25 protein-coding genes are annotated in these 24,338 nt (G+C 51.6%); 15 read left to right on the top strand and 10 right to left on the bottom strand.

Annotated features, from left to right (window positions below; genetic code table 11):
- Window positions 1-684: 684 nt before the first annotated feature.
- The 3 genes from AK95_RS13880 to AK95_RS13870 form a co-directional block, all read right to left on the bottom strand.
- Window positions 685-1,965, bottom strand: coding sequence for a polysaccharide deacetylase family protein (locus tag AK95_RS13880; RefSeq protein WP_071220570.1), 1,281 nt, complete (start codon window positions 1,963-1,965; stop codon window positions 685-687).
- A gap of 38 nt (window positions 1,966-2,003) precedes the next feature.
- On the bottom strand, window positions 2,004-2,744 hold the full coding sequence (locus AK95_RS13875; protein ID WP_071220568.1) for a hypothetical protein: 741 nt from the start codon (window positions 2,742-2,744) through the stop codon (window positions 2,004-2,006).
- A gap of 154 nt (window positions 2,745-2,898) precedes the next feature.
- A complete protein-coding gene (locus AK95_RS13870; protein WP_071220567.1) occupies window positions 2,899-3,885 on the bottom strand; it encodes a glycerophosphodiester phosphodiesterase family protein in 987 nt (328 codons plus the stop codon).
- Between the two features lie 192 nt (window positions 3,886-4,077).
- Here AK95_RS13870 and AK95_RS13865 point away from each other — a divergent pair, with 192 nt between their 5' ends.
- Together AK95_RS13865 and AK95_RS13860 are read left to right on the top strand one after the other, a co-directional pair.
- Window positions 4,078-4,773 carry an FHA domain-containing protein gene (locus AK95_RS13865; RefSeq protein WP_235613108.1) on the top strand — a complete coding sequence of 232 codons (696 nt, stop codon included), beginning with the start codon at window positions 4,078-4,080 and terminating at the stop codon, window positions 4,771-4,773.
- Between the two features lie 177 nt (window positions 4,774-4,950).
- Window positions 4,951-6,576 (top strand): glycoside hydrolase family 9 protein, encoded by a 1,626-nt coding sequence (locus tag AK95_RS13860; protein WP_071220565.1) that lies wholly within the window; start codon window positions 4,951-4,953, stop codon window positions 6,574-6,576.
- Window positions 6,577-6,653: 77 nt separating this feature from the next.
- On the opposite strand, the gene AK95_RS13855 is transcribed toward AK95_RS13860, so the two are convergent.
- Window positions 6,654-7,112: a hypothetical protein gene (locus AK95_RS13855; protein ID WP_071220564.1), complete on the bottom strand. Its 459-nt coding sequence runs from the start codon at window positions 7,110-7,112 to the stop codon at window positions 6,654-6,656.
- 371 nt (window positions 7,113-7,483) lie between these two features.
- On the opposite strand from AK95_RS13855, the gene AK95_RS13845 reads away from it, so the two are divergent.
- The 5 genes from AK95_RS13845 (at window position 7,484) to greA (ending at window position 13,478) form a co-directional block, all read left to right on the top strand.
- A complete protein-coding gene (locus AK95_RS13845; protein WP_071220560.1) occupies window positions 7,484-8,917 on the top strand; it encodes a PTS mannitol transporter subunit IIBC in 1,434 nt (477 codons plus the stop codon).
- Between the two features lie 74 nt (window positions 8,918-8,991).
- Window positions 8,992-11,061 carry a BglG family transcription antiterminator gene (locus AK95_RS13840; RefSeq protein WP_071220615.1) on the top strand — a complete coding sequence of 690 codons (2,070 nt, stop codon included), beginning with the start codon at window positions 8,992-8,994 and terminating at the stop codon, window positions 11,059-11,061.
- 16 nt (window positions 11,062-11,077) lie between these two features.
- Window positions 11,078-11,518 (top strand): PTS mannitol transporter subunit IIA, encoded by a 441-nt coding sequence (locus tag AK95_RS13835; RefSeq protein ID WP_071220559.1) that lies wholly within the window; start codon window positions 11,078-11,080, stop codon window positions 11,516-11,518.
- The gene (locus AK95_RS13830) at window positions 11,515-12,684 is read left to right on the top strand and encodes a mannitol-1-phosphate 5-dehydrogenase (RefSeq protein ID WP_071220558.1); all 1,170 of its coding nucleotides are present in this window, start codon (window positions 11,515-11,517) and stop codon (window positions 12,682-12,684) included. The genes AK95_RS13835 and AK95_RS13830 overlap by 4 nt, the downstream gene beginning before the upstream one ends.
- A 317-nt stretch (window positions 12,685-13,001) precedes the next feature.
- Complete coding sequence (gene greA, locus AK95_RS13825; RefSeq protein ID WP_071220557.1) at window positions 13,002-13,478, top strand: transcription elongation factor GreA; 477 nt, start codon at window positions 13,002-13,004, stop codon at window positions 13,476-13,478.
- Window positions 13,479-13,599: 121 nt separating this feature from the next.
- On the opposite strand, the gene AK95_RS13820 is transcribed toward greA, so the two are convergent.
- The 3 genes from AK95_RS13820 to AK95_RS13810 all read right to left on the bottom strand — a co-directional run bounded on the left by AK95_RS13820 (window position 13,600) and on the right by AK95_RS13810 (window position 15,727).
- The gene (locus AK95_RS13820; RefSeq protein ID WP_071220556.1) at window positions 13,600-14,805 is read right to left on the bottom strand and encodes an MFS transporter; all 1,206 of its coding nucleotides are present in this window, start codon (window positions 14,803-14,805) and stop codon (window positions 13,600-13,602) included.
- 286 nt (window positions 14,806-15,091) lie between these two features.
- Window positions 15,092-15,382: a transporter gene (locus AK95_RS13815; RefSeq protein ID WP_071220555.1), complete on the bottom strand. Its 291-nt coding sequence runs from the start codon at window positions 15,380-15,382 to the stop codon at window positions 15,092-15,094.
- Between the two features lie 33 nt (window positions 15,383-15,415).
- The gene (locus AK95_RS13810) at window positions 15,416-15,727 is read right to left on the bottom strand and encodes a hypothetical protein (protein ID WP_071220554.1); all 312 of its coding nucleotides are present in this window, start codon (window positions 15,725-15,727) and stop codon (window positions 15,416-15,418) included.
- A 152-nt stretch (window positions 15,728-15,879) separates the two neighbouring features.
- On the opposite strand from AK95_RS13810, the gene AK95_RS13805 reads away from it, so the two are divergent.
- From AK95_RS13805 to AK95_RS13785, 5 genes are all read left to right on the top strand, one after another.
- On the top strand, window positions 15,880-16,236 hold the full coding sequence (locus AK95_RS13805; RefSeq protein WP_071220553.1) for a nucleotide excision repair endonuclease: 357 nt from the start codon (window positions 15,880-15,882) through the stop codon (window positions 16,234-16,236).
- A gap of 268 nt (window positions 16,237-16,504) precedes the next feature.
- Window positions 16,505-16,834: an ArsR/SmtB family transcription factor gene (locus tag AK95_RS13800; RefSeq protein WP_071220552.1), complete on the top strand. Its 330-nt coding sequence runs from the start codon at window positions 16,505-16,507 to the stop codon at window positions 16,832-16,834.
- 29 nt (window positions 16,835-16,863) lie between these two features.
- Window positions 16,864-17,373, top strand: coding sequence for an SRPBCC domain-containing protein (locus AK95_RS13795; RefSeq protein ID WP_071220551.1), 510 nt, complete (start codon window positions 16,864-16,866; stop codon window positions 17,371-17,373).
- 264 nt (window positions 17,374-17,637) lie between these two features.
- On the top strand, window positions 17,638-18,699 hold the full coding sequence (locus AK95_RS13790; RefSeq protein WP_071220550.1) for an LLM class flavin-dependent oxidoreductase: 1,062 nt from the start codon (window positions 17,638-17,640) through the stop codon (window positions 18,697-18,699).
- 96 nt (window positions 18,700-18,795) lie between these two features.
- Window positions 18,796-19,230, top strand: a complete 435-nt coding sequence (locus AK95_RS13785) for a hypothetical protein (RefSeq protein ID WP_235613107.1) — start codon at window positions 18,796-18,798, stop codon at window positions 19,228-19,230.
- Window positions 19,231-19,246: 16 nt separating this feature from the next.
- On the opposite strand, the gene AK95_RS13780 is transcribed toward AK95_RS13785, so the two are convergent.
- The 3 genes from AK95_RS13780 to AK95_RS13770 all read right to left on the bottom strand — a co-directional run bounded on the left by AK95_RS13780 (window position 19,247) and on the right by AK95_RS13770 (window position 21,254).
- The gene (locus AK95_RS13780; protein ID WP_071220549.1) at window positions 19,247-19,990 is read right to left on the bottom strand and encodes a zf-HC2 domain-containing protein; all 744 of its coding nucleotides are present in this window, start codon (window positions 19,988-19,990) and stop codon (window positions 19,247-19,249) included.
- Window positions 19,987-20,475 (bottom strand): RNA polymerase sigma factor, encoded by a 489-nt coding sequence (locus tag AK95_RS13775; RefSeq protein ID WP_071220548.1) that lies wholly within the window; start codon window positions 20,473-20,475, stop codon window positions 19,987-19,989. Before AK95_RS13775 ends, AK95_RS13780 begins: the two co-directional genes overlap by 4 nt.
- Before the next feature lie 80 nt (window positions 20,476-20,555).
- Window positions 20,556-21,254 (bottom strand): Crp/Fnr family transcriptional regulator, encoded by a 699-nt coding sequence (locus AK95_RS13770; protein WP_071220547.1) that lies wholly within the window; start codon window positions 21,252-21,254, stop codon window positions 20,556-20,558.
- Window positions 21,255-21,355: 101 nt separating this feature from the next.
- On the opposite strand from AK95_RS13770, the gene AK95_RS13765 reads away from it, so the two are divergent.
- The 3 genes from AK95_RS13765 (at window position 21,356) to AK95_RS13755 (ending at window position 24,315) form a co-directional block, all read left to right on the top strand.
- Window positions 21,356-22,129, top strand: a complete 774-nt coding sequence (locus AK95_RS13765; protein WP_071220546.1) for an HAD-IIB family hydrolase — start codon at window positions 21,356-21,358, stop codon at window positions 22,127-22,129.
- A 137-nt stretch (window positions 22,130-22,266) separates the two neighbouring features.
- On the top strand, window positions 22,267-22,857 hold the full coding sequence (locus tag AK95_RS13760) for a TetR/AcrR family transcriptional regulator (RefSeq protein WP_071220545.1): 591 nt from the start codon (window positions 22,267-22,269) through the stop codon (window positions 22,855-22,857).
- 93 nt (window positions 22,858-22,950) lie between these two features.
- Window positions 22,951-24,315, top strand: a complete 1,365-nt coding sequence (locus AK95_RS13755; RefSeq protein WP_071220544.1) for an MFS transporter — start codon at window positions 22,951-22,953, stop codon at window positions 24,313-24,315.
- Window positions 24,316-24,338: the final 23 nt, after the last annotated feature.

The raw sequence follows: 24,338 nt of genomic DNA, 5'->3' as shown, positions 1-24,338 counted from the left end.
ATACTGTTTGCGGTCATCTATTCCCTGAGTTTGATCATTTAGGTGATCGTGGCGGGAACTTTACCAGAGTATTCCAGATATTCACCTATATCATTTTAATCTTTACGGGGGTGTACATGCTCATCGAGAGTCTGTAAAGAGATCAAAGATTGGAGCGACAACGGATTATTTCACGGTTGGTTCTAGCAGCGTCTCCGCAAGCAGAGGAAACAGGTTATCAAAAGCATGCGTATTCCCCTCAAACACATACCCTCCCGGATAAGCGGGATCTTGGCCTCGGAATTCGGATCATTCGATCATGCAGCTCCCGGGCCCAAGGGAGGTCATTCGTTTTTGACGCCAGGATAATAGCCAGTCCGTAGACGGCAGGTGACTCATATGCCGCGTCAGGCTTTCTTGTCTTCCGGTTGTAGCACCCTGCCAGCTGCTGATTCTTCTGGAAATCTCCCTAGTAGGCGATGAAAACGATGCCGATTAGAGCAAGAATGGCCTTCTTGCGGGAAATCCGGGTTGTCATAGGCTCACCTCGAACATACTATTCTACGCTTGCGTTCCTAAAGCCTTTAAGAAGACCGAACGAATAAATGTAGCTTCTGAGGCCCATCGTTCGTGTTTATCCATAAAAATGCCGTACCCGATGTTTGCAGAACAACGGATACGGCATTCTCTTAAAGGATAGGTTCGCTATTGCAAACCGACGATCGTGAGTCCCTGATCCTGCAGGTGCTTAATAATCTTCGGCAAGGCGTCCACAACCGCCTGCGATTCATGCAGGAGGATGATGGAGCCGGACGCTTCGATGTGCTGGACATACTCGAGGATTTTATCCTCGTCGCGGGTCAGCCAATCCTCGGGATCCCGGTTCCAGAGCACCATCTTACTGCCTTGCTGTTGGCTTAACGCCTCGGTCCGATCGTCAAAGGCACCGTAGGGCGGACGGAAGAGTATCAGCTTCTCGTCGGTAATATGCTCGATGAGGTCGGACACGCGGGTCAACTCTGCCTGCTGCTGTTCATAGGTAAGGCTTGTCAGCTGGCTATGAGTCATGGAATGGCTGCCGACAGAGTATCCGTTCGCATGGATGGACCTGACATAGTCGGGATGTTTTTTTACATTGGTGCCAACAAAGAAGAACGTTCCGCCAACCTCGTGTTTTTTTAAGACATTCATAATATCGATAGAGTGCTTGGATGGCCCATCATCAAATGTAAGGGCTACATATCCTTTGGGAAGGCTAAACGAGATGAACTCCTCCAGCTCCAGCTGTGGAATGGAAGCAGAGGGTTTGTTATCCTTCGGTCTGCTCTCCGCTGTTTCCTCCTTTGAGGCTGTCACGGGTTTCGCGATGATGGCGCTCCGGTTCTCGGCAAGCAATTGGATAACGGTCTCTGCTTCCGCAGTGGCCGTTACTGCAGAATAAGGCTTAATGTCACCGGGATACGAGTAATTAAATGAACTTAATAATACAACAAAAATCAAGCTCATCATGATGGCGCTTACCAGCTTAAGCGGAAGATGGCGCCGTTTCCTTGCGAAACGATTGGTTTTCAGGTCCCCTTCGGCGGCTGGTATCTCTTCGGGCTGATCCGCTTCGGATCGATGCGTGGAGAGGAAAGGCAGCGTATGCAAGTCATCTGCATGCCGGATCTGCTTGATTGACTCTAATTCGCTCCTGAACGGAACGGAGCAGGCAAATGAAAACCGTTCACTATGTTCACGATATGTACGCGTAATGGAACCTATGTATTGCTGTTTGTTTGCATCCCATGCGGTATGTAAGGATATTCGGTGTTTATGAACCCCGTCGAACTCCGTCACGGCTGCTATATTCGTTATGGTCTCGTTATCGGTTAACCATAATGGCTCCGCCGATTCTATTAGGGATAGCTTGATTCGTAGACCGAATGTTTCGGTATCCCTCTCGATCGCCAGCAGCTCTATGATTCTGCCATAGGATTCTGACATGATGGCCCCCCTTTCTCTAGCTGTTCATGCGGGTAAGATTATTCCGATGGTGTATTGGAAGCCGTGGTTTTCGGTGAGAAGGAGAAGGACATCTTCTCGGTAAAATCATTGATGGTCTGCATCAGCTTGGCTTTATCATCGAGGATGTTCTGGTATTGCTCCGCGTACTTCTGGTTGGCAATTTCCAGCTCCCGGACCTTCTCTTCAAGCGAGTTGATCTTGAGCATGCTCTGATATTGGGTGTTGTTAGACTCCTCATAGAGCTTGTTGTACTTGGCGGTCTCGGTTTCGAGCTGATTGGAGAGCTTCTCATACGCCAGGTTCGACGTTAACTGGTATTCCTTGTAATCCTCCAGCAGCTGATCGTAGGCCATCTGTTTGTTCGTCAGCACGTTCTCGAGTTCGCGGATTTCCTTGTTCTTCTCCTGAACCAGCTGATCTCTCTTGATCTGCTCATGCTTATACCGGTTGATCGTCTCGTTCGCGGTAAAGAGCTGATCCTCCAGGCCTCTATTCTTATAGGTCAGCAGCTGCCGTTCCTTCAGCATGTTCTCGATCGAAACAATGACATCGAGGCCGATCTTGTCCTGATTATCCTTGGAGAATAGATGTTTGTTTCCTTCTGCAGCGGGCAGTTCAGGCTCCGCGGAATAAGCCGCCTCTTCTTCTGCCGTTACAGCAATATCCTCTTGTTCGGTACTGTTCTTCTCGGGCTGGTTCTGGTTCGAGCGGGCACTCTTAAACCACGCCATTCCTTTTTTCTCTGTTTCCCTGGCCAAAATATCAACTCCTATATATTCAATGATTCTAGTATGAAATTAGGCTAAAAGACCCCTATTAATAGTAATCGGTAAAAACGTCCCAAAAACTTTGCCCTACACCCCGTGAAAATAAAAAAAGCCCCGCAGCGGGGCGGAGGGGCTTTCCCTTCGATTATTCATTCTTCTTGATGGTCAGCTCCGGGGCGATAACGTCGACCCGATTCGTCCAAATGCCGCCGCTGTAGCCTTCCGGCAGTCGCTCCAAATCCGACAAGGAGTCGAACCCTTCCGACCAGCCGCCATCCCCGGCGACGAGGATGACCCGTGTATTGATGCTGTCCATCCGGTTCAGGAATTTATCCGGCCATCCCCACAAGTAACGGGCGTATTTCTCCGGGATATGCAGCTGGGTGTTGCGGCAGACCGATGGGAGGTAGCCGCTCCAGCCGGCTCCGGCGTAGGATGCGAGACAGCTCTTCAGCGTGCCCATCGACATGACGCGTAGGGATGGGAGCTGTGATTTTAATGCTCGGATCGGTTCGTCATCCCCATATACGGTCAGCTGGCTGAGACGCTTCATCGGCAGTCCGGACAGATACTCTGCCAGGAGTTTCCCCTCTTCGGGGTCGGTGCTTTTGATATGGATCAGGAATGAACCGTCAGGAAATGCCTCCAATACCTCGTCTAACGACGGAATCAGCCCGACTCCCTTTCCCCGAAAAGGATATGTCGCTCCCTGATCGGCGGTGTAACCATACCCGATGTCTATGTTTTTTAGCTGCTCCATGGTATAATCCTTGACCGAGCCCTCCACGTTGGTGCGGCATTCCAGGGTCCAGTCGTGGAACACGGCGAACTGTCCGTCCTTGGTTGGCTTGATATCCAGCTCGACGATATCGGCGCCTGCTTCGAAAGCGGCTTTCATGGACGGGATGGTGTTCTCCAGGTAAGCATGCTCCGGCACATAGATGCGGGAGGCAGTGCAAGTGTCAGCTTGAATGCCTTCCATCGAGAAGGTTTGGCCAAGACCCCGATGCGCCAGCAGCAGCGGCTCGGCGTCACGGTCTTTGGTGAACAGGGATGTATTATTAACGAACAGAAATACAAACAACACGAGAAAAAACAGTATGATTTTCTTCCATCTTTTTAGTTTTCGCATGATCCAATCCCCCAAAATCGTATACAATATGCAGTAGTAGATTTATATTTATCTCTATCTAAGTTCTCTATATTAAATCCTTCTTCCATAAATCTTAGTGATTTTGGGCGCATACTCAATAGCTGGATCATAACAATTGCATAATAGTGAACTGATAAACACAATGAGCAGCATATAAGAACGGGAGGGAGCATGATGGACAAATCCTCCTTTTTGATGGTGGAGCGGGGGAATCCCTACGAGCGTGGGGACGTTATAGCTTTGACCAAACCCATAACGGTGCTTGGCCGCAAGGGCCAGCATTTTGATCCGGATATCGCGTTTGATAATATCTTTGTGTCCCGGCGGCATGCAGCGCTGCTGTATCGAAACGGGAAGTTCAGCATTAAGGATCTGAACAGCAAGCATGGTACCTTCGTCAATCAGGAACGGTTGGCTCCCCATGATGAAATTCCCCTCCAGCATGGAGATACCATTGTACTCGCTGGAGATCTGATCGTGTTGTCCTTCTCCATCCTCAGCATGGATGAGACGATGGACATTACACCGCTCATTAAACAGCTGGCTGCAGTCGAGGCTTCAGGCGGGCTTAGGTTGAATCCGTTCAAGCAGGAGCTGGTATACGGCGAGGATGTGTATGCTTTTTCGGAAAAAGAGTACAAATGCATGGAGCTGCTGATCAACCACAAAGGACAGTTTGTATCCAAGGATCAGCTCAAGGCCTACGTTTGGCCCGAGCGAAGCTACGGGACGGATGATGTGCCCGATGTGAGCTCGGAGGAGCTGAATGCGCTGATTTATCGGGTCCGTAAGAAGACGAGAGACGTTCTGGACATTGAGAGCATCCGGGGAAAAGGTTATATTTTGCAGACGCAAGCCGATGGCTAAACGTGATTGTGAGAACTCAAATGAAACAAAGACAAGCTCTTCCTCATGGGCAGGAAGGGCTTGCTTCATTTTGCATTGGATTTTATAGAGCGGATGAGAGGGGATTGGCCATCGTTATCGAAGTTGTAAAGCGTGGAAGTTTCGAATCGACAATCGGAAAGGGATGAACAGGGGAGCATGAATAATGAGCATGGACAGCATAACAGCATTGCGGTCAACCAGCTAGGCTATCGCAGCCAGGATGCCAAGGTTGCCGTCATTGCGGGTCAGGGTGGACGGTTTCATATCGTCCATGCGTTGAATGGCGAGGTCGTTTGGCAGGGCCATACATCACCCGCCATCGAGGATGTGGCCAGCGGGCAGACGGTAAGCCGGGGGGATTTCACCGCATGGGCAGTGCCCGGCACGTATCGGATCGAGACGGAGCATGGGCAAGCGTCGATGCCTTTCGTTATAGCTGACGAGGTGTATGAGGATGCGCACCGCGCATTGTTGAAAGCGTTTTATTATTTCCGCTGCGGGACGAAACTGGATGAGCTGCATGCCGGACCCTGGCAACACGGAGCCTGTCATCTTACGCCCGCCATCGTCCATGGAGACGAATCGCGGCTGGTGGATGCCTGGGGAGGATGGCATGATGCCGGCGACTATGGCAAGTATGTCGTTCCCGGTGCCAAAGCGGTAGTCGACCTGCTGCTGGCTTTCGAGTTTTACCCGGAGGCGTTCGCGCAGAAGCTGCCACTGCCGGAAAGCGACGGTCGCATGCCGGATGTGCTTCATGAATGCCGGTATGAGCTGGAATGGATGCTGCGCATGCAGGAGGAATCGGGAGGTGTGTTCCATAAACTCACGACCTTGCGGTTTCCGGCGGGAGACGTTATGCCGGAGGACGATACGGCTCCGCTGTACCTGTCGCCGATCTCCGCAACGGCAACCGGTTGTTTTGCCGGAGTCATGGCGATGTCATCGCGAATCTATTCCCTCTATGACGAAGCCTTCGCCGCAAGCTGTTTGCAGGCAGCAGAACGTGCTTGGGCATGGCTGGAGGCGCATCCCGGCATGCCGGGATTCCGCAATCCGCCAGATATCGCTACAGGTGAATACGGTGACGGCCAGGATGCGGATGAACGGTACTGGGCCGCTGCAGAGTTATACCGCGCAACGGGTGAGGCGCGGTACCATGAGGCTTTTCACGCATTAGCCAGGCAGGACTCATTCGGGAAATACGAATTGGGTTGGGCGGACATGGGCGGCTATGGAACCTTCGCCTACCTGATGTCGGAGCGGGAAGAGGAGCCCGCGCTGGCACGGGAACTGCTGGCGGGTCTGCTTCAGCGTGCGGATGAGCTTACCGCTGTCAGTGATCGGGACGGTTATGGGATCTCGCTGCTGCCGGATCAATATATTTGGGGCAGCAATATGGTGGTATTGAATCATGCGATGCTCCTGCTGGTGGCGGGAAGACTGTCTGGCTCTGAAGACTATGAGCGTCATGTGCACGAGCATATCCACTATGTGTTCGGGGCTAACGTTATGGGGATGAGTTATGTGACCGGGTTTGGGGATAAGCCAATCCTGCACCCGCATCATCGTCCTTCCGAAGGTGATGGCGTGGAGGAGCCGGTTCCGGGCCTCGTCTCCGGCGGACCGAACAAGGGGCTCCACGATGATTATGCGCGTGAGCACTTGGCCGGCAAGGCGCCCGCAGCATCTTTTGCCGATGTGATGGAGAGCTATTCTACCAACGAGGTGGCCATCTATTGGAACTCGCCGGCTGTGTTCGTGCTATCACATTTTGTATAGAAGAATAAGGGTTGCGAAGCAAAAGAAGCGCCGAGAGAGATACTCGACGTTTCTTTTTTTGTATCGCCCGTTCATGGCTAGCGCCTTGATCGCCCCTTCACCAGCGGATGCAGCATCGTGGCAACAATGCCTGAGATGATGCCAACCACCGTACCTGTCACAACGCTGCTGATGAAGGCGAAGGCTCTGGTCAGAAAGCTGCCCGCTGCTGCGGGTAGATCCGCCAGATTCCCGCCCAGAACCGGCGGCGTTTCGAATGTCATATTCCACAAGAGCTGATGGGTAATGCCCAAGAGCAATCCATAGACGGTGCCGATGGCCATTAAGGGAACAAAAGGATGTTTAACGCTATGCCGCTTACCAAGTACATAAAGAATCCAGACGATCGGGGGGATAAAGACAAGCAGCCGATTGATGAACCCGTGGGGATCGACCCATTGCAAATCGTGGGCAATGACACGGGGCACACCGAGCAAAGCCAACAGCATGATAGTGAACATCGATAGTTCGATGTGGTTTCTTGCTTGTGTGTTCATTTGGTGGGAAAACCTCCATCGTTTAAGTTCGGATTCACGATGTTATCCGTTATGAGGTTCAGTATACCGAAGGATTGTTGTGAACTTATGACGGAGATGTTCGTGACCCGTGAAATTACGACGCTTCGGCTTGAAAGTTTGGGAATATTGAGGATCAATGGACAGGCTTCCCCTACGAATGAAACCGCGGTGCGGCGGTATTTTCATAAAAACGACATGATCCTTTTAAAAGTTGTCAACAATATTCTTGACGAAACCCGCTTTACCTTTCGTTGAGCCTTTTGCCGGGCTGACTTAACATAGAGATGTCAGATGAAAGCGACACAACTACATTCCGTTTTATTTTCAAATATGACTAGGAGGTCTATACGATGTCCAACGAGACAAATACAAACGCTTCCAAAGGCATTCGCTTAAGGGTACAGCAGCTCGGCCGTCTCCTTAGCGGTATGGTGATGCCGAATATCGGTGCGTTTATTGCTTGGGGTCTAATTACAGCTCTGTTCATCCCGACCGGCTGGTTCCCGAATGAGAATCTGGGAGCGCTGGTTGACCCGATGATCAAGTACCTGCTCCCGCTCTTGATCGGTTACACGGGCGGGCAGATGATCCATGGCAAACGCGGTGCGGTGATCGGTGCGGTTACCACGGTCGGCGTTATCGTCGGGGCGGAGATTCCGATGTTCCTCGGCGCGATGATAGTCGGTCCGCTGGCCGCATGGGTATTAAAGCAGTTCGACAAGCTGATTGAAGGCAAAATCAAATCCGGCTTCGAAATGCTGGTGAATAACTTCTCGCTCGGGATCATTGGCGGCGCGCTGACATTGGTCGCATACACCGGAATCGGGCCGCTTGTACAAGGGATTACCCAAGCGTTGTCAGCCGGTGTTGACGTACTGGTCAATGCGAACCTGCTGCCGCTGGTCAACATTATCGTTGAGCCTGCGAAAGTATTGTTCCTTAACAATGCGATCAACCACGGGATCTTCAGTCCGATCGCCACAGAGGAGTCGGCGCGGATCGGTCAATCGGTCCTGTATATGCTGGAATCCAATCCGGGTCCGGGACTGGGCATTCTTCTCGCCTATTGGTTCTTCGGACGCGGCTCTGCCAAGTCTTCCGCACCGGGGGCGGTTGTCATTCACTTCCTGGGCGGTATTCATGAGATCTACTTCCCGTATATTCTGATGAAGCCGGTTCTGATCTTGGCTGCCATCGCGGGTGGCGTTGCCGGAACATTCACCTTCCAGATTCTTGGAGCCGGTTTGGTGGGCCCAGCGTCGCCGGGCAGCATCATTGCTTACTTCGCCATGGCGCCTAAAGGCGGCTTGATAGCGGTCCTTGCCGGTGTTCTTGTTGCAACGATTGTCTCCTTTGCTGTAGCGGCATTACTGCTCAAAACAGGCAAAAAGACCGACGAAGAGCCGAATCTGGAAGAAGCATCCGCCAAGATGAGAGAAATGAAAACCGGCGGCATGAACGACCAAGTCGCTCCTGCTTCGGCGGCTGTAGCTAATCTGGACAAAGAGAATGTGAACAAAATCGTGTTTGCTTGCGATGCCGGCATGGGCTCCAGTGCGATGGGCGCTTCGGTATTGAGAAAGAAATTGCAGCAGGCGGGCGTCGATATTACGGTTGTGAACTCGGCGGTAAGTGAAATACCGGATGACGCGGATATCGTCATTACCCAGAAGACACTCACCGAGCGGGCCATCGCGAAGAATCCGAATGCGGAGCATATCTCCATCGACAACTTCTTGAAGAGTCCGAGATATGATGAGCTGGTGGAACGACTCAAAGACTAACATAAGCCTAAAACCATATGACACGCTGGCGTAGCAACGCCGGCGTTGTCTTTCATTTCATGAAGAAGGGGGCCATGCGTCTGGGACACATCACTGCCCGCCAACGACAAATCCTTCTGCTTCTGATGAGCAGGAACGAGGGCATGACGGCTGCAGAAATAGCCGCTGAGGTCGGGGTCAGCGTCAGGACGGTTCACCGGGAAATGGAGGAGATTGAGAAGGAACTGCAGGGCACGGGCGTTCTGCTTCATAAAAAGTCGGGAACGGGCATCCGGCTGGAAGAGGAGACGCCTGAGGATATGGCTCAGCTGCGGAAGCGCCTGCTTACAGGGAAGCCGGCCGATTATTCCATGGAGGAGCGCAAAATCCTCATGCTATGCGCCCTGCTTGAGGCAAATGAGCCCGTCAAACTGTTTGCTTTGGCCCATAGCTTAAAGGTCACCGTGCCAACGATCAGTAATGACCTGGATGAGCTGGAGCCATGGATGAAGCGGTTTAACCTTACCCTAATTCGCCGCAGAGGCTATGGTATCGAGATTGAAGGCTCGGAAGGCGTAAGGCGGTCGGCGATTTGTCGGCTTGTCGAGGAATATTTGGATTACTCCGATCTTGTCGGGGATGGATATCGTGATCATAACGAGCCGGTGACTGCACGTCTGCTCTCCATGATTGATAAACCGGTGCTGCTGGATGTAGAGAAATGTTTATGGGATATGAACTGGGATTGGACGGAGGGGCTTAGCGAAGGTGCATATACCGCGATGCTCATAGCGTTATCGGTTTCCGTAAACAGGATCAAGCAGGGCCGGAGCATAGAGTCGACGGATATTACGGCATATGGTAAATCCTCCTCGTCGGTGGAGGAGGCACAGGATTTTACGGGTCGTCTAGGCCAAGTCTTGAAGATAGATATTCACGATCCTGAAATGAAATATATTGCTCATTTGTTCGAATCAGCGAAGGACATGTCCGAGATCAGCGAACTGGCTCACACGGATGTAGAGATGGTGGAAATCGCCCAGCGTCTTATCGAACGGGTTCAGGGGCGCACCGGCATTCCGTTCCAGGAGGACCGCACGCTGCGGGCCGGTCTGGTGGAGCACATCGGGGCTGCCATGAAACGGATTCGGGAAGGGACCCGGATCCGGAATCCCTTGCTGAGCCCGATTCGGAAGGATTATGAGGAGCTGTTCGGAATCGTCCGTCGTTCGGTCGATGACATGAAGCTGGACATGATCGTCCCGGATGAAGAAATCGGGTTTCTGGTTATGCATTTCGGTGCTTCCAGCGAACGGCTGAACCAGCTGGGACATCATCTGAAGGCCATCCTGGTATGTTCCAGCGGTCTTAGCTCCTCAAGGCTTCTCGGAACCCGGCTGAATAAGGAGATGCCGCAGATTGAGGTGCTCGGCAACGTCTCGTGGTATGAAGCGGCCCGGATACCGAAGGAGCAATATGACCTTATTATTTCGACTATTGATCTTCCGCTGCCGAAGGATCGGTATGTGAGATTAAGTCCGCTGCTCACGGCGGATGATAAAGAGGCGCTGCTGCAATTTATTCAGAGCACATCCCTGAAACCGGCCGCGGGCATGGCTGCCAGTAAGGGCATCGAGGAAGAGCGTAAGGTTGCATCATTCGAGCGTCTGCGCATGCAGGCAGCCCTGATGAACGAGATTGTATCGCTACTGGATGGCTTTCATGTGTACCACCTGGATAATCGGCAGGATGATTTGCAGGGCACCTTGAGCGAAGCTTTGACTAAGGTGGTTGAGCGCGGGGCTGTTCGTGATGCGGAGAAGGTGAAGGAGCGTTTGCTTGAGCGCGAACGGATGGGCACCCAGCTCATTCCGGATACGACGCTGGCCTTGTTCCATACGCGCAGCCGCCATATTACCTGGCCGACGCTAACCTTGTTCCGGCTGACGCATCGAGCGCCGCTGGAGGACGGGGCGGAGGCGGGTGTCATACTGCTGATGCTGGCACCGAAGCAGCTTCCGAAGGAGAGCTTGGAGGTGCTCAGTGAAATTAGCGCCATGCTGCTTCACTCCGAGCTGATTGAGCTGATGGAGCGGGGCAGCGAGGAAGAAATCCGATCCTATTTAGCGGAAGAGCTTCAGCATTTTTTCAATCACAGACCATAGAAAGAAGGAGACCAACATGAGTAACATACTGTCCAAAGATAAAGTCGTACTGAACGCAAAGGCTGATAGCAAGAGTGAAGCTATCCGCATGGCGGGGAATCTGCTTGTGCAGGCAGGCCATGTATCCGAAGATTATGTAGATAAAATGCTGGAACGCGAAGAGATAGCCTCCACTTATATGGGCGGAGGACTCGCGATTCCCCACGGCACCAAAGAGGCTAAAGGCATGGTAATCTCGACGGGATTGTCCATCGTCCGTTTCCCGGAAGGCGTAGATTTCGGAGGAGATGAGCCGGCGTTTATTGTCATTGGTATCGCGGCTGCCGGTGGTGACCACATGGAGATTCTGACGAATGTGGCCATGATCTTCACGGACGACGAGAGCATTGAGAAGGTGATGAACGCTTCCAGCGAAGAGGAGATTCTGGCCATCTTCGAAGGAGGAATGGGCGCATGAAAGCAGTCCATTTCGGAGCAGGGAACATCGGTCGCGGTTTCATAGGGCTCTTGCTGTCACAAGCCGGTTACGAGGTTTGTTTTATCGATGTGAACGAAGAGTTGGTGTCGGAGCTGAAAGCGCGCGGGGAGTATCCCGTAACCTTGGCCAGCGAAGGACAGGAGACCACGATCGTTAAAGGCATCACGGCACTTAATAGCGCCTCGGAGCCGGAAGCTGCTGCACGTGCAGTAGCGGAAGCGGATCTCGTGACAACAGCGGTAGGCGTGAACATACTGAAGTTCATCGCCGGTACCATTGCCGAGGGGCTGAAGCTCCGACTGCAAGCGGAGTCGGCTGCACCCCTTCATATTATTGCATGCGAGAATGCCATCGGCGGCAGCACGCAGCTGAAAGAGCACGTCTACGGGAAGCTTGATGACGAGACGAAGCAGAAGGCTGATCAGCGGGTTGCTTTTCCGGATGCGGCCGTAGACCGGATTGTGCCGCTGCAGCAGCATGAGGACCGTCTGAAGGTCGTGGTGGAGCCGTTCTATGAGTGGGCGGTGGACCGCTCGCAGATGTTTAAGGACTATATCCCTGTGGAGGGCATTCACTATGTGGATCGCCTGGAGCCGTATATTGAACGCAAGCTGTTTACGGTGAATACAGGACATTGCTCGGCTGCTTATGTAGGCTTTCTTAAGGGCTACGAGACCATTCAGGACGCGATGAAGGACGAAGCGGTAGCGAGTCATGTCCGTGCGGTGCTGGAGGAGACGGGAGCTGCGCTCGTGCATAAACACGGCTTCAATCCTTCCGAGCATGGAACGTATATCGATACCATCCTGGAGCGGTTCCGCAATCCGGCGCTGACCGACGAGGTGTCCCGCGTCGGCCGCTCCCCGATCCGGAAGCTGTCCCCGGGCGACCGCCTGGTGTCGCCAGCCATGCTGGCTTTCGAAAGCGGGCTTGCGTACAAGAGCTTGGCGAAATCCATGGCAGCGGCTCTGATGTTCGATGTTCCGGAAGATCCGGAGAGTGTGGAGCTGCAAGCATCCGTCCGGGATATCGGTGCAAGTGACACGGCTTCCCAATATACCGGCATTGCCGGTGAGCATCCGATCATGGGCGAGCTGATGGAGCAGTATGATGCGTTGAAGGCTGATATCGAAGCGGGTTCGTAAAGTATTGGCGGTGAATATCATAACAGGCGGATGCATGCGCCGATAGGCTACAGCATTCCATCTACCTTGCATAGCCCCTGGTTCTCCTTACGGAGAAATCAGGGGCTATTATGGTTCTCTTGAGGGTATACAACGATCCTGATTTGTTCAAAATAATCCATCATATATAACTGTCCAAGTGAGTTCAATTCGGGTAGCGGCCCGCTACTGGTTTTAACTACCAATTATTCCATCCATCGATTTTCAGAAAGTTTTCGCTTATTTTCGAAATAAAGAGTACACTAGAAGTAAGAAATTAAAAAGTGGATGTGATGAACATGGCAGAAGAACTGATCTTGACCCAGGAGGGCTATGATAAACTCCAGGAAGAACTTGATGACCTCAAGTATGTAAAACGCAAAGAGTTAGCGGAACGGATCAAGCTCGCGATCAGCTATGGTGACTTGAAGGAGAACAGCGAGTACCATTCGGCCAAGAACGACCAGGCGTTTATGGAAACGCGCATCATCATCCTGGAAAAAACACTCAACAACGCCCGGATTGTCGACGCCAATCAAGTGAGCTCGAAAACGGTGAATGTTGGTTCGAATGTCGTTCTGAACGACATCGAGTTTGCGGAGAAGCTTGAATATCAGGTCGTAGGACCGGCAGAAGCCGACGTATTGAACAATAAAGTCTCCTATGAAAGTCCACTTGGTAAAGCGCTAATGGGCAAAGCAGTAGGCGATCAGGTGAACGTGGATGCGCCGATGGGTATCGTTAAGTACGAGCTGCTGGAGATCAAAGCTCTGTAATCGCAGAAGAATCAACGAATATATAAATAAAAGGCGTAACCGGGTGCAATGGCCGGTTACGCCTTTTCAACATGGTTCGTGCTTCGTGTGGTAACGAGCGTTTTGTAGCTATGGGGACAGATTAAGCATTAACCGCTATGGTCTTGCGCTCATACATATAACAAGCTGCTCCCAGAATGAAGGCAAGTCCCACCAAACCAGCCCCCACCCAAGGCAGGGCCGTTAAGCTTAGATGGGTAATGACCAACCCTCCGATAAAGGCCCCTGCTGCATTACCGAGATTGCCCGCAGAGTGGGTTGCCGTAGAGGCGAGAGCGGGAGCGGACTGGGCCAGACTCATGACACGCACCTGCATTCCCGGCATAACGGCGAAAGAGGCAGCTCCCCACAACACGATGGTCAGCACGGCGGTGACCGGGTTATGGATCGTCACGGTGAGGATGGTCAGAATGACGGCTGTCGCAAAGTAAACACCCAGAATGGAGGGCAGCAGCTTCCAGTCGGCCAGCCTGCCGCCCACGATATTACCGACGGTTACGCCGATACCGAACAGGATCAGAATCCAGGTGACGCTCGGTTCGGCAAAGCCGGTGATCTCAATCAGCAGCGGCGCGATATAAGTGAAGACGGCGAACAGGCCGGCGTTGCCAAGCGCCCCGATGAGAAGGAAGAGAAGGAGTTGTGGTCTGATAAGGGCTGTAATTTGCTGCGCGATGCTTGACGCTTGTTCCTGCCGTAGCTTCGGAATGAAGATCAGGATGCCGATCAATGCCAATACCCCCATAACGGCAATTGCGGCGAATGAAGCGCGCCAGCCCATCGTCTGGCCGATGAAGGTGCCGATCGGAACCCCGATGATATTGGCTATCGTTAATCCGGCCATCATGATGGATACCGCCCCGGCACGCTTGTCCGGCCGCACGAGGTTCGAAGCAATGACGGCTCCCACACCGAAGAAAGTACCGTGCGTCAGCGCGGTCAGCATTCGGGCACCCATAAGAACGGCATAGCTCGGAGCAAAGACCGAAATGCCGTTACCCAGTATAAATAGGCCCATGAGCAGCAGGAGCAGTTTTTTTTGCGGTATTTGGTGGGTTAGAACCGTTAGAATAGGGGCTCCTACGGCTACCCCAAGGGCGTACATTGTAATCAGCTGCCCGGCCGATGCAATGCTGACATTCAGGTCATCTGCAACATTCGGGAGTATTCCCATGATGACAAATTCCGTCATGCCAATGGCAAAAGCGCCAACGGTTAAAGACAGTATAGAGATGGGAAAGGGCTCTTTGGCGCCTTTTTTCCCAGTGGCGTGCTGCGATAGTTCCATGGTGTTCAAGTCAACCTTTCTGCTGAGTTTGTTAATGGTATAATCCCAATCTCCATTATCGGTTTTAAAGAGGGACTGTTACATATTATTTAATGTTGTCGGAGGATAATCAAGAACTTTATTTTTTGGGGAAAATGGATACCCTGAAGAGGAAGCCTCTGTTAAGGGAAGCTTGTCCATGATGTAAGAGCTCGAGAGCGCCGCAGGGGCACTCTCTTGATGAGCGGGTGGATCACCGGGGCCATTGATCGTACCTGCTGACTTCAGCCCTTGATGATGATAAGGGTTAGTAACAGGTAAACGACTCGATCCTTCTTAAATCAAACCCCGAGAAGACCCATCTTCTTCCCGTCCATCGGAAACCGGCGACCGAGGTGCGGCCGACAAAGGTCGGAAAAAACCAGAAGCCAGGCCCAAATCTCGGCCATATATAGGTGATGCGAAACAAACATCCTGTGATCGCTCCCGGGTCAACGGCAAAGGTACTGGCCAAAGGTTGTTGGGGGATCGTGGTTGGAGGCGGGGATAAGGGCCCTTGCTGTGGTCCCTGAGGTCCTTGCGGCGGCATAAATGCCATATTGGGTTCACTCCTTAATCGGGTTATATGGGTTTAGGTATACAGCAGCGTAATGACAAGCAATTCGAAGAGAACTAGGGGGAGAATGACATTATTATAGTAACCGGGGCCGAAGCCGCGCTGGTTTTCGTACCCGGACAGACTCAAGTACAGAATCCCCTTCTCGCAATGCATGATCGTCCCTTCAAAAACATCACCGTCGAGCGTTTCGACACGAACCAGCTGATTCGCATGCTGCCCGCATAGATGGTGAATATGATCGCGAACCGATTTGATGTTGTGCGTCATGTTGGGTTCAGCTTGATATAAGGTTTGTTCCTGGTGTCCGGAATGTTGAATGCTCATATAAAAAAGACCCCCATCGTTAGTAGTCATACCTAGTTTCCATCCTATGCGGATGCCTAGTGAAGGGTGATTTTGAATTTCCCGCATGGGCAAATAAGCAGATTAGTGATACGATTTAGATCAATATATGATTGAGGAAGTGAGCGTTAGTCGTGATCAATATAACCATTCCCAAGGTGGACGTTACCATTACCAAGCAGGCTGCTCCGGAGTTGAGCCACATTTACGGATTTACAGATTTTCACCTGATTCCAAGAGATCGGGGCGGGATCTTCATGTTCTACAACAGCAAGGAGGAGCTCCTGTTTGTTGGCAAAGCTAGAAAGCTCAGACCGCGAATCAAGAAGCATTTCGAAGATAGCGTCTCTCCGATCAAGGAGCATCGGGATGAGGTTACAAGAATCGAGGTCTGCGTCATTGAAGACGCCGTTCATCGAGAGATCTATGAGACCTATATCATTAATGAATTCAAGGCCAAATATAATGTAGACAAGGTGTTCTTTAAGTAAGGAATACGAAAGATAAATGACAAGAAGCAATAGACCTGGTCGAGTAAAAGACCCGCGTTTATTGCTTTTTTTTGTGTTGTGAAAAAAATCAAAAAATAACTTAAATATTCCTTTACAGGAATATTCCTTTCGTGGTATATTGTTATCAGGAAATACGGCACACCATTAAATCAGCAAAAAAAGAGGTGATGATGGTGACGTGGACAGAGAGAACTGACAATCACCGTACACGCTATAGCAGCGGGTCTGTACCCGTCATCACTATAAGATGGAACTGAACACATTTAACGCTTTAGCCGAACCGAACCGTTTTCGTATTGTGAATCTCCTGTTGAAGGGTTCTTTAACGGTAGGAGAAATCGCTGAACGTCTTGACATTCGGCAGCCACAAGCCTCCAAGCATCTGAAGGTGCTGCTGGAAGCCGGTTTGGTAGAGGTAAGGGCGGAGGCGAACCGGCGGAGCTACAAGCTGCGGTCGGAGCCGTTTCAGGAATTGGACCGTTGGCTTGATAATTACCGGAGTATATGGAACGAACGGTTTGACAACTTGGATGACTACTTGGAGAAGCTGCAATCGGAGATGAAGAAACGGGATTAAACACCATCTAATTCGAGGAGGAATATATAATGACAAATAAAATGATTACACGGGTAGAAGGTCAAGTGATCGTACTGGAGCGCGTATTTAATGCACCAAGAGAGCTGGTATTCAAGGTGCTCACCGATGGAGAGCATCTGAAGCAGTGGTGGGGACCTCGCGGATGGGAAGTTACCGTATCCGACATGGATTTCCGTCCTGGCGGCCAATGGCATTACTGCATGAAGTGTTTGGATCAGAATCAAGGGGATTTCTACGGCATGGAATCCTGGGGCAAATCGGTTTACCAGGAAATTGATGAGCCCGAGAAAATCGTCTACATCGACTATTTCTCGGATGCGGAAGGTAATATTGCGGAGGGGATGCCCGCAACCACGGTGACGATGACGTTTGAGGAATTGGATGGCAAGACCAAGCTGGTCAATCGAGGGGTATATGAATCAGCGGAAGCTCTCCAATCCGTAATAGATATGGGAATGGAAGAAGGCATTACCCAAACCTGGGATCGCCTGGAGGAATACTTGGCATCGAAACAATAAACCAATTTCAAATGTATCGCTAAAAGGGTAGAATGAATGGCCGGAATCCGCGTGGATCCCGGCCATTGTTGTATTTTTTATGTGTGGAATCCGCTGAATTCCAGTTATCAGTTAACTTGTAACTTGAAAAACCCGAGCTAAAAGTTCAATATAAAGATAATTGAATGATAGATAACGATGTTGACTGCCCGATGGCATGAAACAACGATAACCTTTTTTGCCACGGTTCTGCCTCGCGGCAAAGCATAATAGGAGGAAATTATGATGGAAATTGGGGTTAGCTCGTTCGTAGAGACTTGGCCGGATGTGAAGACAGGCGAAGTGATAAGCCACGCGCAGCGGCTGCGCGAGGTTGTTGAGGAAATCGTCCTGGCTGATCAGGTGGGATTGGATGTGTATGGGGTAGGTGAGCATCATCGTAAGGATTATGCGGCATCATCGCCTGCGGTTGTGCTCGCCGCGGCTGCGTCCCAGACGAAGTGGATTCGGCTGACGAGTGCGGTTACGGTGCTGTCCTCCGCTGATCCGGTGCGGGTGTTTCAGGATTTTGCCACCTTGGATGCCATCTCGAACGGACGTGCCGAGATTATGGCGGGGAGAGGTTCATTCATCGAATCATTCCCGTTATTTGGCTACGATCTGAGCCATTATGATGAGCTGTTCGAGGAGAAGCTGGAGCTGCTGCTCAAAATCCGCGAGTCGGAAAAAGTAACCTGGCAGGGCGGGCATCGCCCTGCGATTCATAACTTAGGCGTCTATCCGCGCCCGGTTCAGAATCCGCTGCCGGTATGGATTGGCAGCGGAGGCAATTCGGAATCGGTTGTGCGCGCTGGCCTGCTCGGTCTGCCGCTGGTACTGGCGATTATCGGCGGAAGTCCCCTGCAGTTCGCGCCGCTGGTTAAGCTGTATAAAGAGGCGGCCGCTCACGCGGGACATGATGTATCAAAGCTGCCGATCGGCTCGCATTCCCATGGATTTATTGCGGAAGATACGGAGATGGCAGCGGACAAGTTCTTCCCATCCACCCAAGCCAGCATGAATGTATTGGGACGGGAGCGGGGCTGGGGATTCTATGACCGCGCAAGATTCGATGCGGCTCGAAGCTTCGAAGGTGCGCTCTATGTCGGAGACCCGGAGACGGTCGCCCAAAAAATTATTCATCTGCGCAAGCATGTGGGCATTACCCGCTTCATGCTTCACGTGCCCGTGGGAACGATGCCTCATGACGAAGTCATGAGAGCCATTGAACTGCTCGGAACCGAAGTCGCCCCTCGGGTGCGCAAGGAAATCGACCGCTGGGAAGCCGCGGGTGAACCTGCGGAGTAAGCTAGCAGCGCTTTTATTCATATGGAATGGAATTACACACGCAACTTTTTTCGGCCCGCATCGTTTATGACGTAAACGGACAAGGCGGTGTACACCTTGCGGGTTGCTAGATATTTTGTGCTGTGGTTCGTCTTTATATTTCTGTTTACCGGTGCGATCGTAGGCATGGAGTATATCGAAGGGTATAAGATTGCAACGACGGAATATTACGGCCTTCGTAATTTGGGTTTCGTGTTGGTGATCATCCCGATCTTACTGTCATCGCTCGTATATCCGGTGATCGTGCTCCCGTTATCGTGGCTAATCGGCAGCATGCGATGGGTTAGAGATTCACTTCTCCTGTATGCTCTGCTGTATGCCGTGATGTGGGCTGGGGTAGGGGGGCGTCTGTTCTACGAATGCTATGATGCTCGATTCATACAGGAATATGAACTCCATGTCAGTACCGCCGTTATTCTGTTCGGTACGGTCGGCTTGGTCTATGCTGGGATCGAGTGGAGATTATTGCGTAGATCCGTTACGACGGTTTAAAGGTCAAGAGACCGCTTCAGGGCCCAGATGGCTGCCCTGGCGGTCTCTTGTTTTCATTCTCATCACTCTTAAACTGTAACTCGACGGACTCGCTTGCCGGAGGCAGCTCCATGCCTTGTTCCCAGATCAGAATTCGGTCATCGGCCGTTCCCAGATAAAGGGCCCTGATCTGAACACCATTGCCAAAGCTCTTCTCATAGGCATTCCGCTCTTCAAGATCATGGGAATAGTACATGTTGGATAGCCCCATACCCGCGAACCTCTTGGATTTGATGATGGGGCGCTTGGGTGTTACATAGAAGTTTCCTTCCGCATCCGTGTCGTAGCTAGCCTGATTGACGTTGAAACCGTCGGTCATCTTCACATGATAGACAATGCGCCCATCCTTCAGCTGGCTAATATCGGATACTTGCATAACACGGGTAGGCACGTTGGTTATGTTCCATTTGAACAGGCCAGCATACACCAGGAACAGTAGTCCAACGGCTAGACAAGTGAGCAACAAACCTTTGGTAAACGCGATCCACTTGGTGCGCGACCATTGGGCGGCAACTTGCCGCAATCCGGCTCCCTCATCATGGTTTTGATCAATCGTTTGGGCTGGCAGCGGCATAGGGGAGCTCATATGGCTTAGCACCTCCCGGCAATCCGGGCAATCGGCTAGATGCTCTTCTACCAAGGCCTTGGTGTCTGCGCTGCACACATGATCATAGTACAAGGGCAGCAAATCCTGAATAATATCACATGAAACTCGGTTCACGGTCGATTCTCCTCCTTGTACAGGCTTTGAATTTTTTGCTTGGCTCGAAAGAAGGTGACTCTTGCCCAGCTCTCGGTTTTTTCGAACAGCTGGCTGATTTCGCCAAAAGACAACTCTCCGAACACCCGCAGCGTGAATACCTCTTTATACGGCTCGTCCATCAAGTGCAGAATCTGGTGGATTCGGAAAGCCTCTGCTTTATCGACGGTTTGCCATTCGATCTCCAGACCGCTGCTGTGCTCGACCTGCGAGGCCGGCTCATACCGCTTTTGTTTATCAAGATAGGAGAAGTATGTATGTTTAGCGATTTGGCAGAGCCAAACGCTTAGTTTGCACGTACCTTGAAACGAATCGATATGCTTCAGCGCTTTGAAAAACGTCTCCTGTGCGAGTTCTTCCGCAACATGCTCATCTCTGCTAAGCGACAGCAGGAACCGATACACGTCTTGAAAGTGCTGATGATAGATCTGGTGCAAATCCGTCACATATTCACCTCCTTGCCTATATGACCGGGTCAGGGCCGATTCGTTACAAGAACTTGAGAAAAAAGTTTCGGCCGGGCGATCTACTCATAGCGGATCCCATTCGATGCCGTCTCCATCGCGTTCCAGTCCAGAATGCGGATGGTCTGTCCGTTTCGCTCCAGAAACCCTTTTTGTGTAAAAGCATGCATGACCCGGTTCAAATGTCGGTGCGTGGTACCAAGCAAGCTGGCGATCTCCCTGATATGGTCGGTCTTCAGCTCCATTCCGAAGGAAGGGCTGGATCCCGGCGACATGGTGGACATAAGATAGCTGGCAAACCGGTTCTCGACCGATGCCAATAGATTGACGCGGGAAGCGGTCGTGCACGTCTGGAGTTTGTAGCTCAGGTGATCCAGCAAGGTGGATGTAAAGCGGGCGTTTGTCATTTCATGCAGCTTAATATAGTCAAAGGGCAGCCCGATAAAGAGGCATTCGTTAACGGCTTCAATCTGTGACTGGACCGGAACGCCTCGAATCAATTCAATATCCCCGATGATGGAAAAAGGATGGCCAAAGCGCAGAAGAAGCGATTTGCCGGTTTCGATGCTGGAGGTCACCTTAATCTTCCCTTGCACGAGGAACAGAAGGGAATTCATGGCGAAGCCTTCATACAGAATGATCTCGCCGGGCTCGTATTGCTGCAATGTAAAAGGCACAGGCCTGCTCAGGTCCAGCATGTTCTCGAATTGAAATTGTTCCAGCTTGGCTTTCAGCAATGGTGCGTCATGAAGTAGTTTCATGGGTCTTGGGGTTGCTCCTTTCTCTCCTGGACAAATGTCCTTCTCATTATACGATCAACTGCTATGATAAGAGCAATGAGAAGATACAGGAGGGCAAGGGCATGAAATTTGTATTCGATCTGGACGGAACGATCTGTTTTAAAGGGCAGCCGGTTTCGGACGAGTTGTTGAAGGCATTGGAGGAGCTGGTGGCGCAAGGGCATGAGGTTATTTTTGCTTCCGCCCGGCCGATTCGCGACTTGCTTCCCGTCCTTCATGAGCGCGTTCATCACTACCCGATGATCGGAGGAAACGGTTCGATGGTGGCGGCAGGGGGAAAGCGGGTCTCCACGACGGGCTTTGACAGCGAGGTGCTTCCGAGCCTTCTTCATCTGTTAACAACGTATAACGTGAGCTATTTGATCGATGGAGAATGGGACTATGCCTATACGGGTCCTGCAGATCATCCGATTCTGCTGAATTTAGACCCGCACAAGCTGGCCAAGAACGTGGCGCTCCAGGAGCTGAATTCGGTTGTGAAAATATTGATGCTGACCTCGGACCATATGGCGGAAGTCGAGGAGAGGCTGAGACAACTGGATGTCGTTGTTCACGTGCATGGAGGGGAAAATGTGCTGGATATCAGCCCTAAGGGGATACATAAATGGAGCGGGCTTCAGCAGCTGGGTGTGAAGGAGGGCGAGTATGTTGCCTTCGGCAACGATGCCAACGATATTACGATGTTCCAGCATGCGCTGCACGCGGTAATGATCGGTGATCATCCGCTGCTGGCACCGCATTCCTCGGAACACCTTCCGCTGGATCGCGATATCGAGCATGCGATTGCGGAACGGCTGCAGGCGCTCGGGCGTCAATATGCTGCGACAAGTGTGTAGGTCCTGTAAGCTCCTTCGGGAAATAGGATTGGCCTATTTTTTGTTAAATGCTTGACAGAGCATAGCCGAGTGGAATATGATGGGTTCAATAAATGACAGTAAGTACTGACATTCCTAAGGGAAGAGGGAGAGCCTTCATGGAGCATAGTGACAACCTGAGCACGGATGATAAGCTGCTGCTGGCCGCGATCGACCTCATCTCTCGGAAGGGCTACAACGGGGTAACCACGCTGGAAATCGCTACGGCTGCTGGCTTAAGTGAGAAAACCTTGTTTCGTAAATTCGGGAGCAAGCAGAACCTCTTGGAAACAGCCTTTGAGCGCTATCATTATGGTGAAGAAATGACAAAGCTGTTTGAAGAGAAGCTGATAGGAGATTTAAGCGAAGACTTGCTTCTTATCAGCCGGACGTACCATGAGCTGATGATTCGGAATCGGAAGCTGATCACGATCAGCATGAAGGAGAACGATAACTTACCGGGCCTGCGGGAGATCACCAGTAAACATCCCAAGCAATACATGGATGTATTGACGAAGTATTTTACCGTGATGACCGAGAAGGGCAAAGTGATCGCAGGCGATCCGGAGGTGCGGGCCATTTCGTTCATGATGATGAACTTCGGGGCGTTTATGAATGAGCTGGACTCGGAGGAACTCTTCTCTTCGGTGACGCTTGATGCCTTTATCGAGGAAAGCGTGCGGATTTTTGCTAGGGCATTAACCCCCTAGTATTTTTTTCAAACAGAATGACAGTAAGTACTGACGGTCATAACTGCTGTGTACCGAATTTACAAAAGAAGCCAATGAGAGGTGGTTCAGGAGATGGAAACACAGAGATTAATGCGCGTTGTGATGTTCACCTTATGTCTGTCCGCTATGAGCGGCTTGATGTTTAACTTCGTGCTGCCGGACATGCGGGAGGAATTCGGCCTGACGACGGCTCAAGTCAGCTGGGTCAGTTCTTCATATTCCTTGATCTACGGCGTCGGAACAGTCCTCTATGGGAAGCTCACGGAACGGATTCAACTTCGAAATCTGATTACGATCGGACTGCTCCTGTTCGCGGTCGGATCGCTCGTCGGCCTGTTCTCGCAGGTGTTCTGGATGGTGCTGGTCAGCAGATGTCTGCAGGCCGTCGGAGCCGCGGCGATTCCGGCAACAGCGATGTTAATTCCGATACGCTACATTGCACCCGAGCGAAGGGGATCGGCTATGGCCACGGCATTCGTGGGATTGTCCATCGGCAGTGCGCTCGGTCCCATCGTGTCTTCACTTGTAGCCAGTATTGCGGATTGGCGCTGGTTATTCTGTATTCCGCTGCTGATCTTAATCACGATTCCTTTATATCGAAAATACTTGAAGGAAGAAGAACTTCAGTCCTCCGGCCAATTCGATTGGTTGGGAGGCGGACTGTTAGCGGCTGCAGTCACCTTTCTCCTGCTCGGCGTCACGAACGGATCCTGGTGGCAGCCTCTTCTTGGGCTGTTGGCTATGGGGCTGCTTATCATACGTATTCGTACGGCCTCCGTACCGTTTGTAGATCCGGGATTATTCCGGAACAAAAGCTATACCCTCCGATTAATCGTGATGTTTATCGTTAGCGGCATCGGGTTCTCTCTGCATTTTCTAAGTCCGTTGTTGTTGTCGGAGGTACAGGGGCTCTCGCCAGGGTGGGTTGGTTTTGTCATGGTACCGGCCGCAATCGCGTCGGCCTTGCTGGGTAAAGCAGGCGGAAGGCTTGCGGATGGGAGGGGGAATACGTATCTCTTCCTTGTGGCTGTCGGATTATTGCTGGCATGCTTTGCGCTGTTATCTACTTTCATTGGCATATCGCCTGTTCTGATCGCGATCTTTTTGATTCTCGGACATGTGGGGCAGACGTTTGTCATGATTGCGTTATCCAATTCCGTTTCCCTTAGCCTGCACAAGGAACAAGCGGGAGTCGGAATGGGACTGATGCAGATGCTGAATTTTATATCGGCGGGCATGGCCTCGGGTGTGTACGGCAAGATGCTGGATATCCAGTCCGGCATCCACTGGAATCCGGTCCACTTCTATACGGAGGGGAACCTCTATAGCAATATCTACCTAGCTTTGGCTGTGCTGCTGATAGCCATCATGCTGTTCTATTATGTTCAGTTCGGTCAAAGAGAGTCCAAGGGGATTGTGTTGGAAAGCCCAAATTAAGCATTTCATGCAACATCATCATA

This window comes from Paenibacillus sp. LC231 (assembly GCF_001860525.1).
Lineage (GTDB): Bacteria > Bacillota > Bacilli > Paenibacillales > Paenibacillaceae > Paenibacillus_AQ.
Note: the sequence above shows the minus strand (reverse complement) of the source record. Positions and strands in the feature narration are given on the sequence as shown.

Bases quoted from the DNA above. Each gene is read 5' to 3' on its own strand.
- AK95_RS13860 (WP_071220565.1), top strand. From the start codon at position 4,951: ATGAATAATGAGCATGGACAGCATAACAGCATTGCGGTCAACCAGCTA.
- AK95_RS13760 (WP_071220545.1), top strand. From the start codon at position 22,267: ATGGAGCATAGTGACAACCTGAGCACGGATGATAAGCTGCTGCTGGCC.
- AK95_RS13835 (WP_071220559.1), top strand. From the start codon at position 11,078: ATGAGTAACATACTGTCCAAAGATAAAGTCGTACTGAACGCAAAGGCT.
- AK95_RS13845 (WP_071220560.1), top strand. From the start codon at position 7,484: ATGTCCAACGAGACAAATACAAACGCTTCCAAAGGCATTCGCTTAAGG.
- AK95_RS13870 (WP_071220567.1), bottom strand. From the start codon at position 3,885: ATGCGAAAACTAAAAAGATGGAAGAAAATCATACTGTTTTTTCTCGTG.
- AK95_RS13755 (WP_071220544.1), top strand. From the start codon at position 22,951: ATGGAAACACAGAGATTAATGCGCGTTGTGATGTTCACCTTATGTCTG.
- AK95_RS13815 (WP_071220555.1), bottom strand. From the start codon at position 15,382: ATGGCATTTATGCCGCCGCAAGGACCTCAGGGACCACAGCAAGGGCCC.
- AK95_RS13765 (WP_071220546.1), top strand. From the start codon at position 21,356: ATGAAATTTGTATTCGATCTGGACGGAACGATCTGTTTTAAAGGGCAG.
- AK95_RS13865 (WP_235613108.1), top strand. From the start codon at position 4,078: ATGATGGACAAATCCTCCTTTTTGATGGTGGAGCGGGGGAATCCCTAC.
- AK95_RS13840 (WP_071220615.1), top strand. From the start codon at position 8,992: ATGCGTCTGGGACACATCACTGCCCGCCAACGACAAATCCTTCTGCTT.
- AK95_RS13810 (WP_071220554.1), bottom strand. From the start codon at position 15,727: ATGAGCATTCAACATTCCGGACACCAGGAACAAACCTTATATCAAGCT.
- AK95_RS13880 (WP_071220570.1), bottom strand. From the start codon at position 1,965: ATGTCAGAATCCTATGGCAGAATCATAGAGCTGCTGGCGATCGAGAGG.
- AK95_RS13770 (WP_071220547.1), bottom strand. From the start codon at position 21,254: ATGAAACTACTTCATGACGCACCATTGCTGAAAGCCAAGCTGGAACAA.
- AK95_RS13820 (WP_071220556.1), bottom strand. From the start codon at position 14,805: ATGGAACTATCGCAGCACGCCACTGGGAAAAAAGGCGCCAAAGAGCCC.
- AK95_RS13800 (WP_071220552.1), top strand. From the start codon at position 16,505: ATGGAACTGAACACATTTAACGCTTTAGCCGAACCGAACCGTTTTCGT.
- AK95_RS13795 (WP_071220551.1), top strand. From the start codon at position 16,864: ATGACAAATAAAATGATTACACGGGTAGAAGGTCAAGTGATCGTACTG.
- AK95_RS13855 (WP_071220564.1), bottom strand. From the start codon at position 7,112: ATGAACACACAAGCAAGAAACCACATCGAACTATCGATGTTCACTATC.
- AK95_RS13830 (WP_071220558.1), top strand. From the start codon at position 11,515: ATGAAAGCAGTCCATTTCGGAGCAGGGAACATCGGTCGCGGTTTCATA.
- greA (WP_071220557.1), top strand. From the start codon at position 13,002: ATGGCAGAAGAACTGATCTTGACCCAGGAGGGCTATGATAAACTCCAG.
- AK95_RS13790 (WP_071220550.1), top strand. From the start codon at position 17,638: ATGGAAATTGGGGTTAGCTCGTTCGTAGAGACTTGGCCGGATGTGAAG.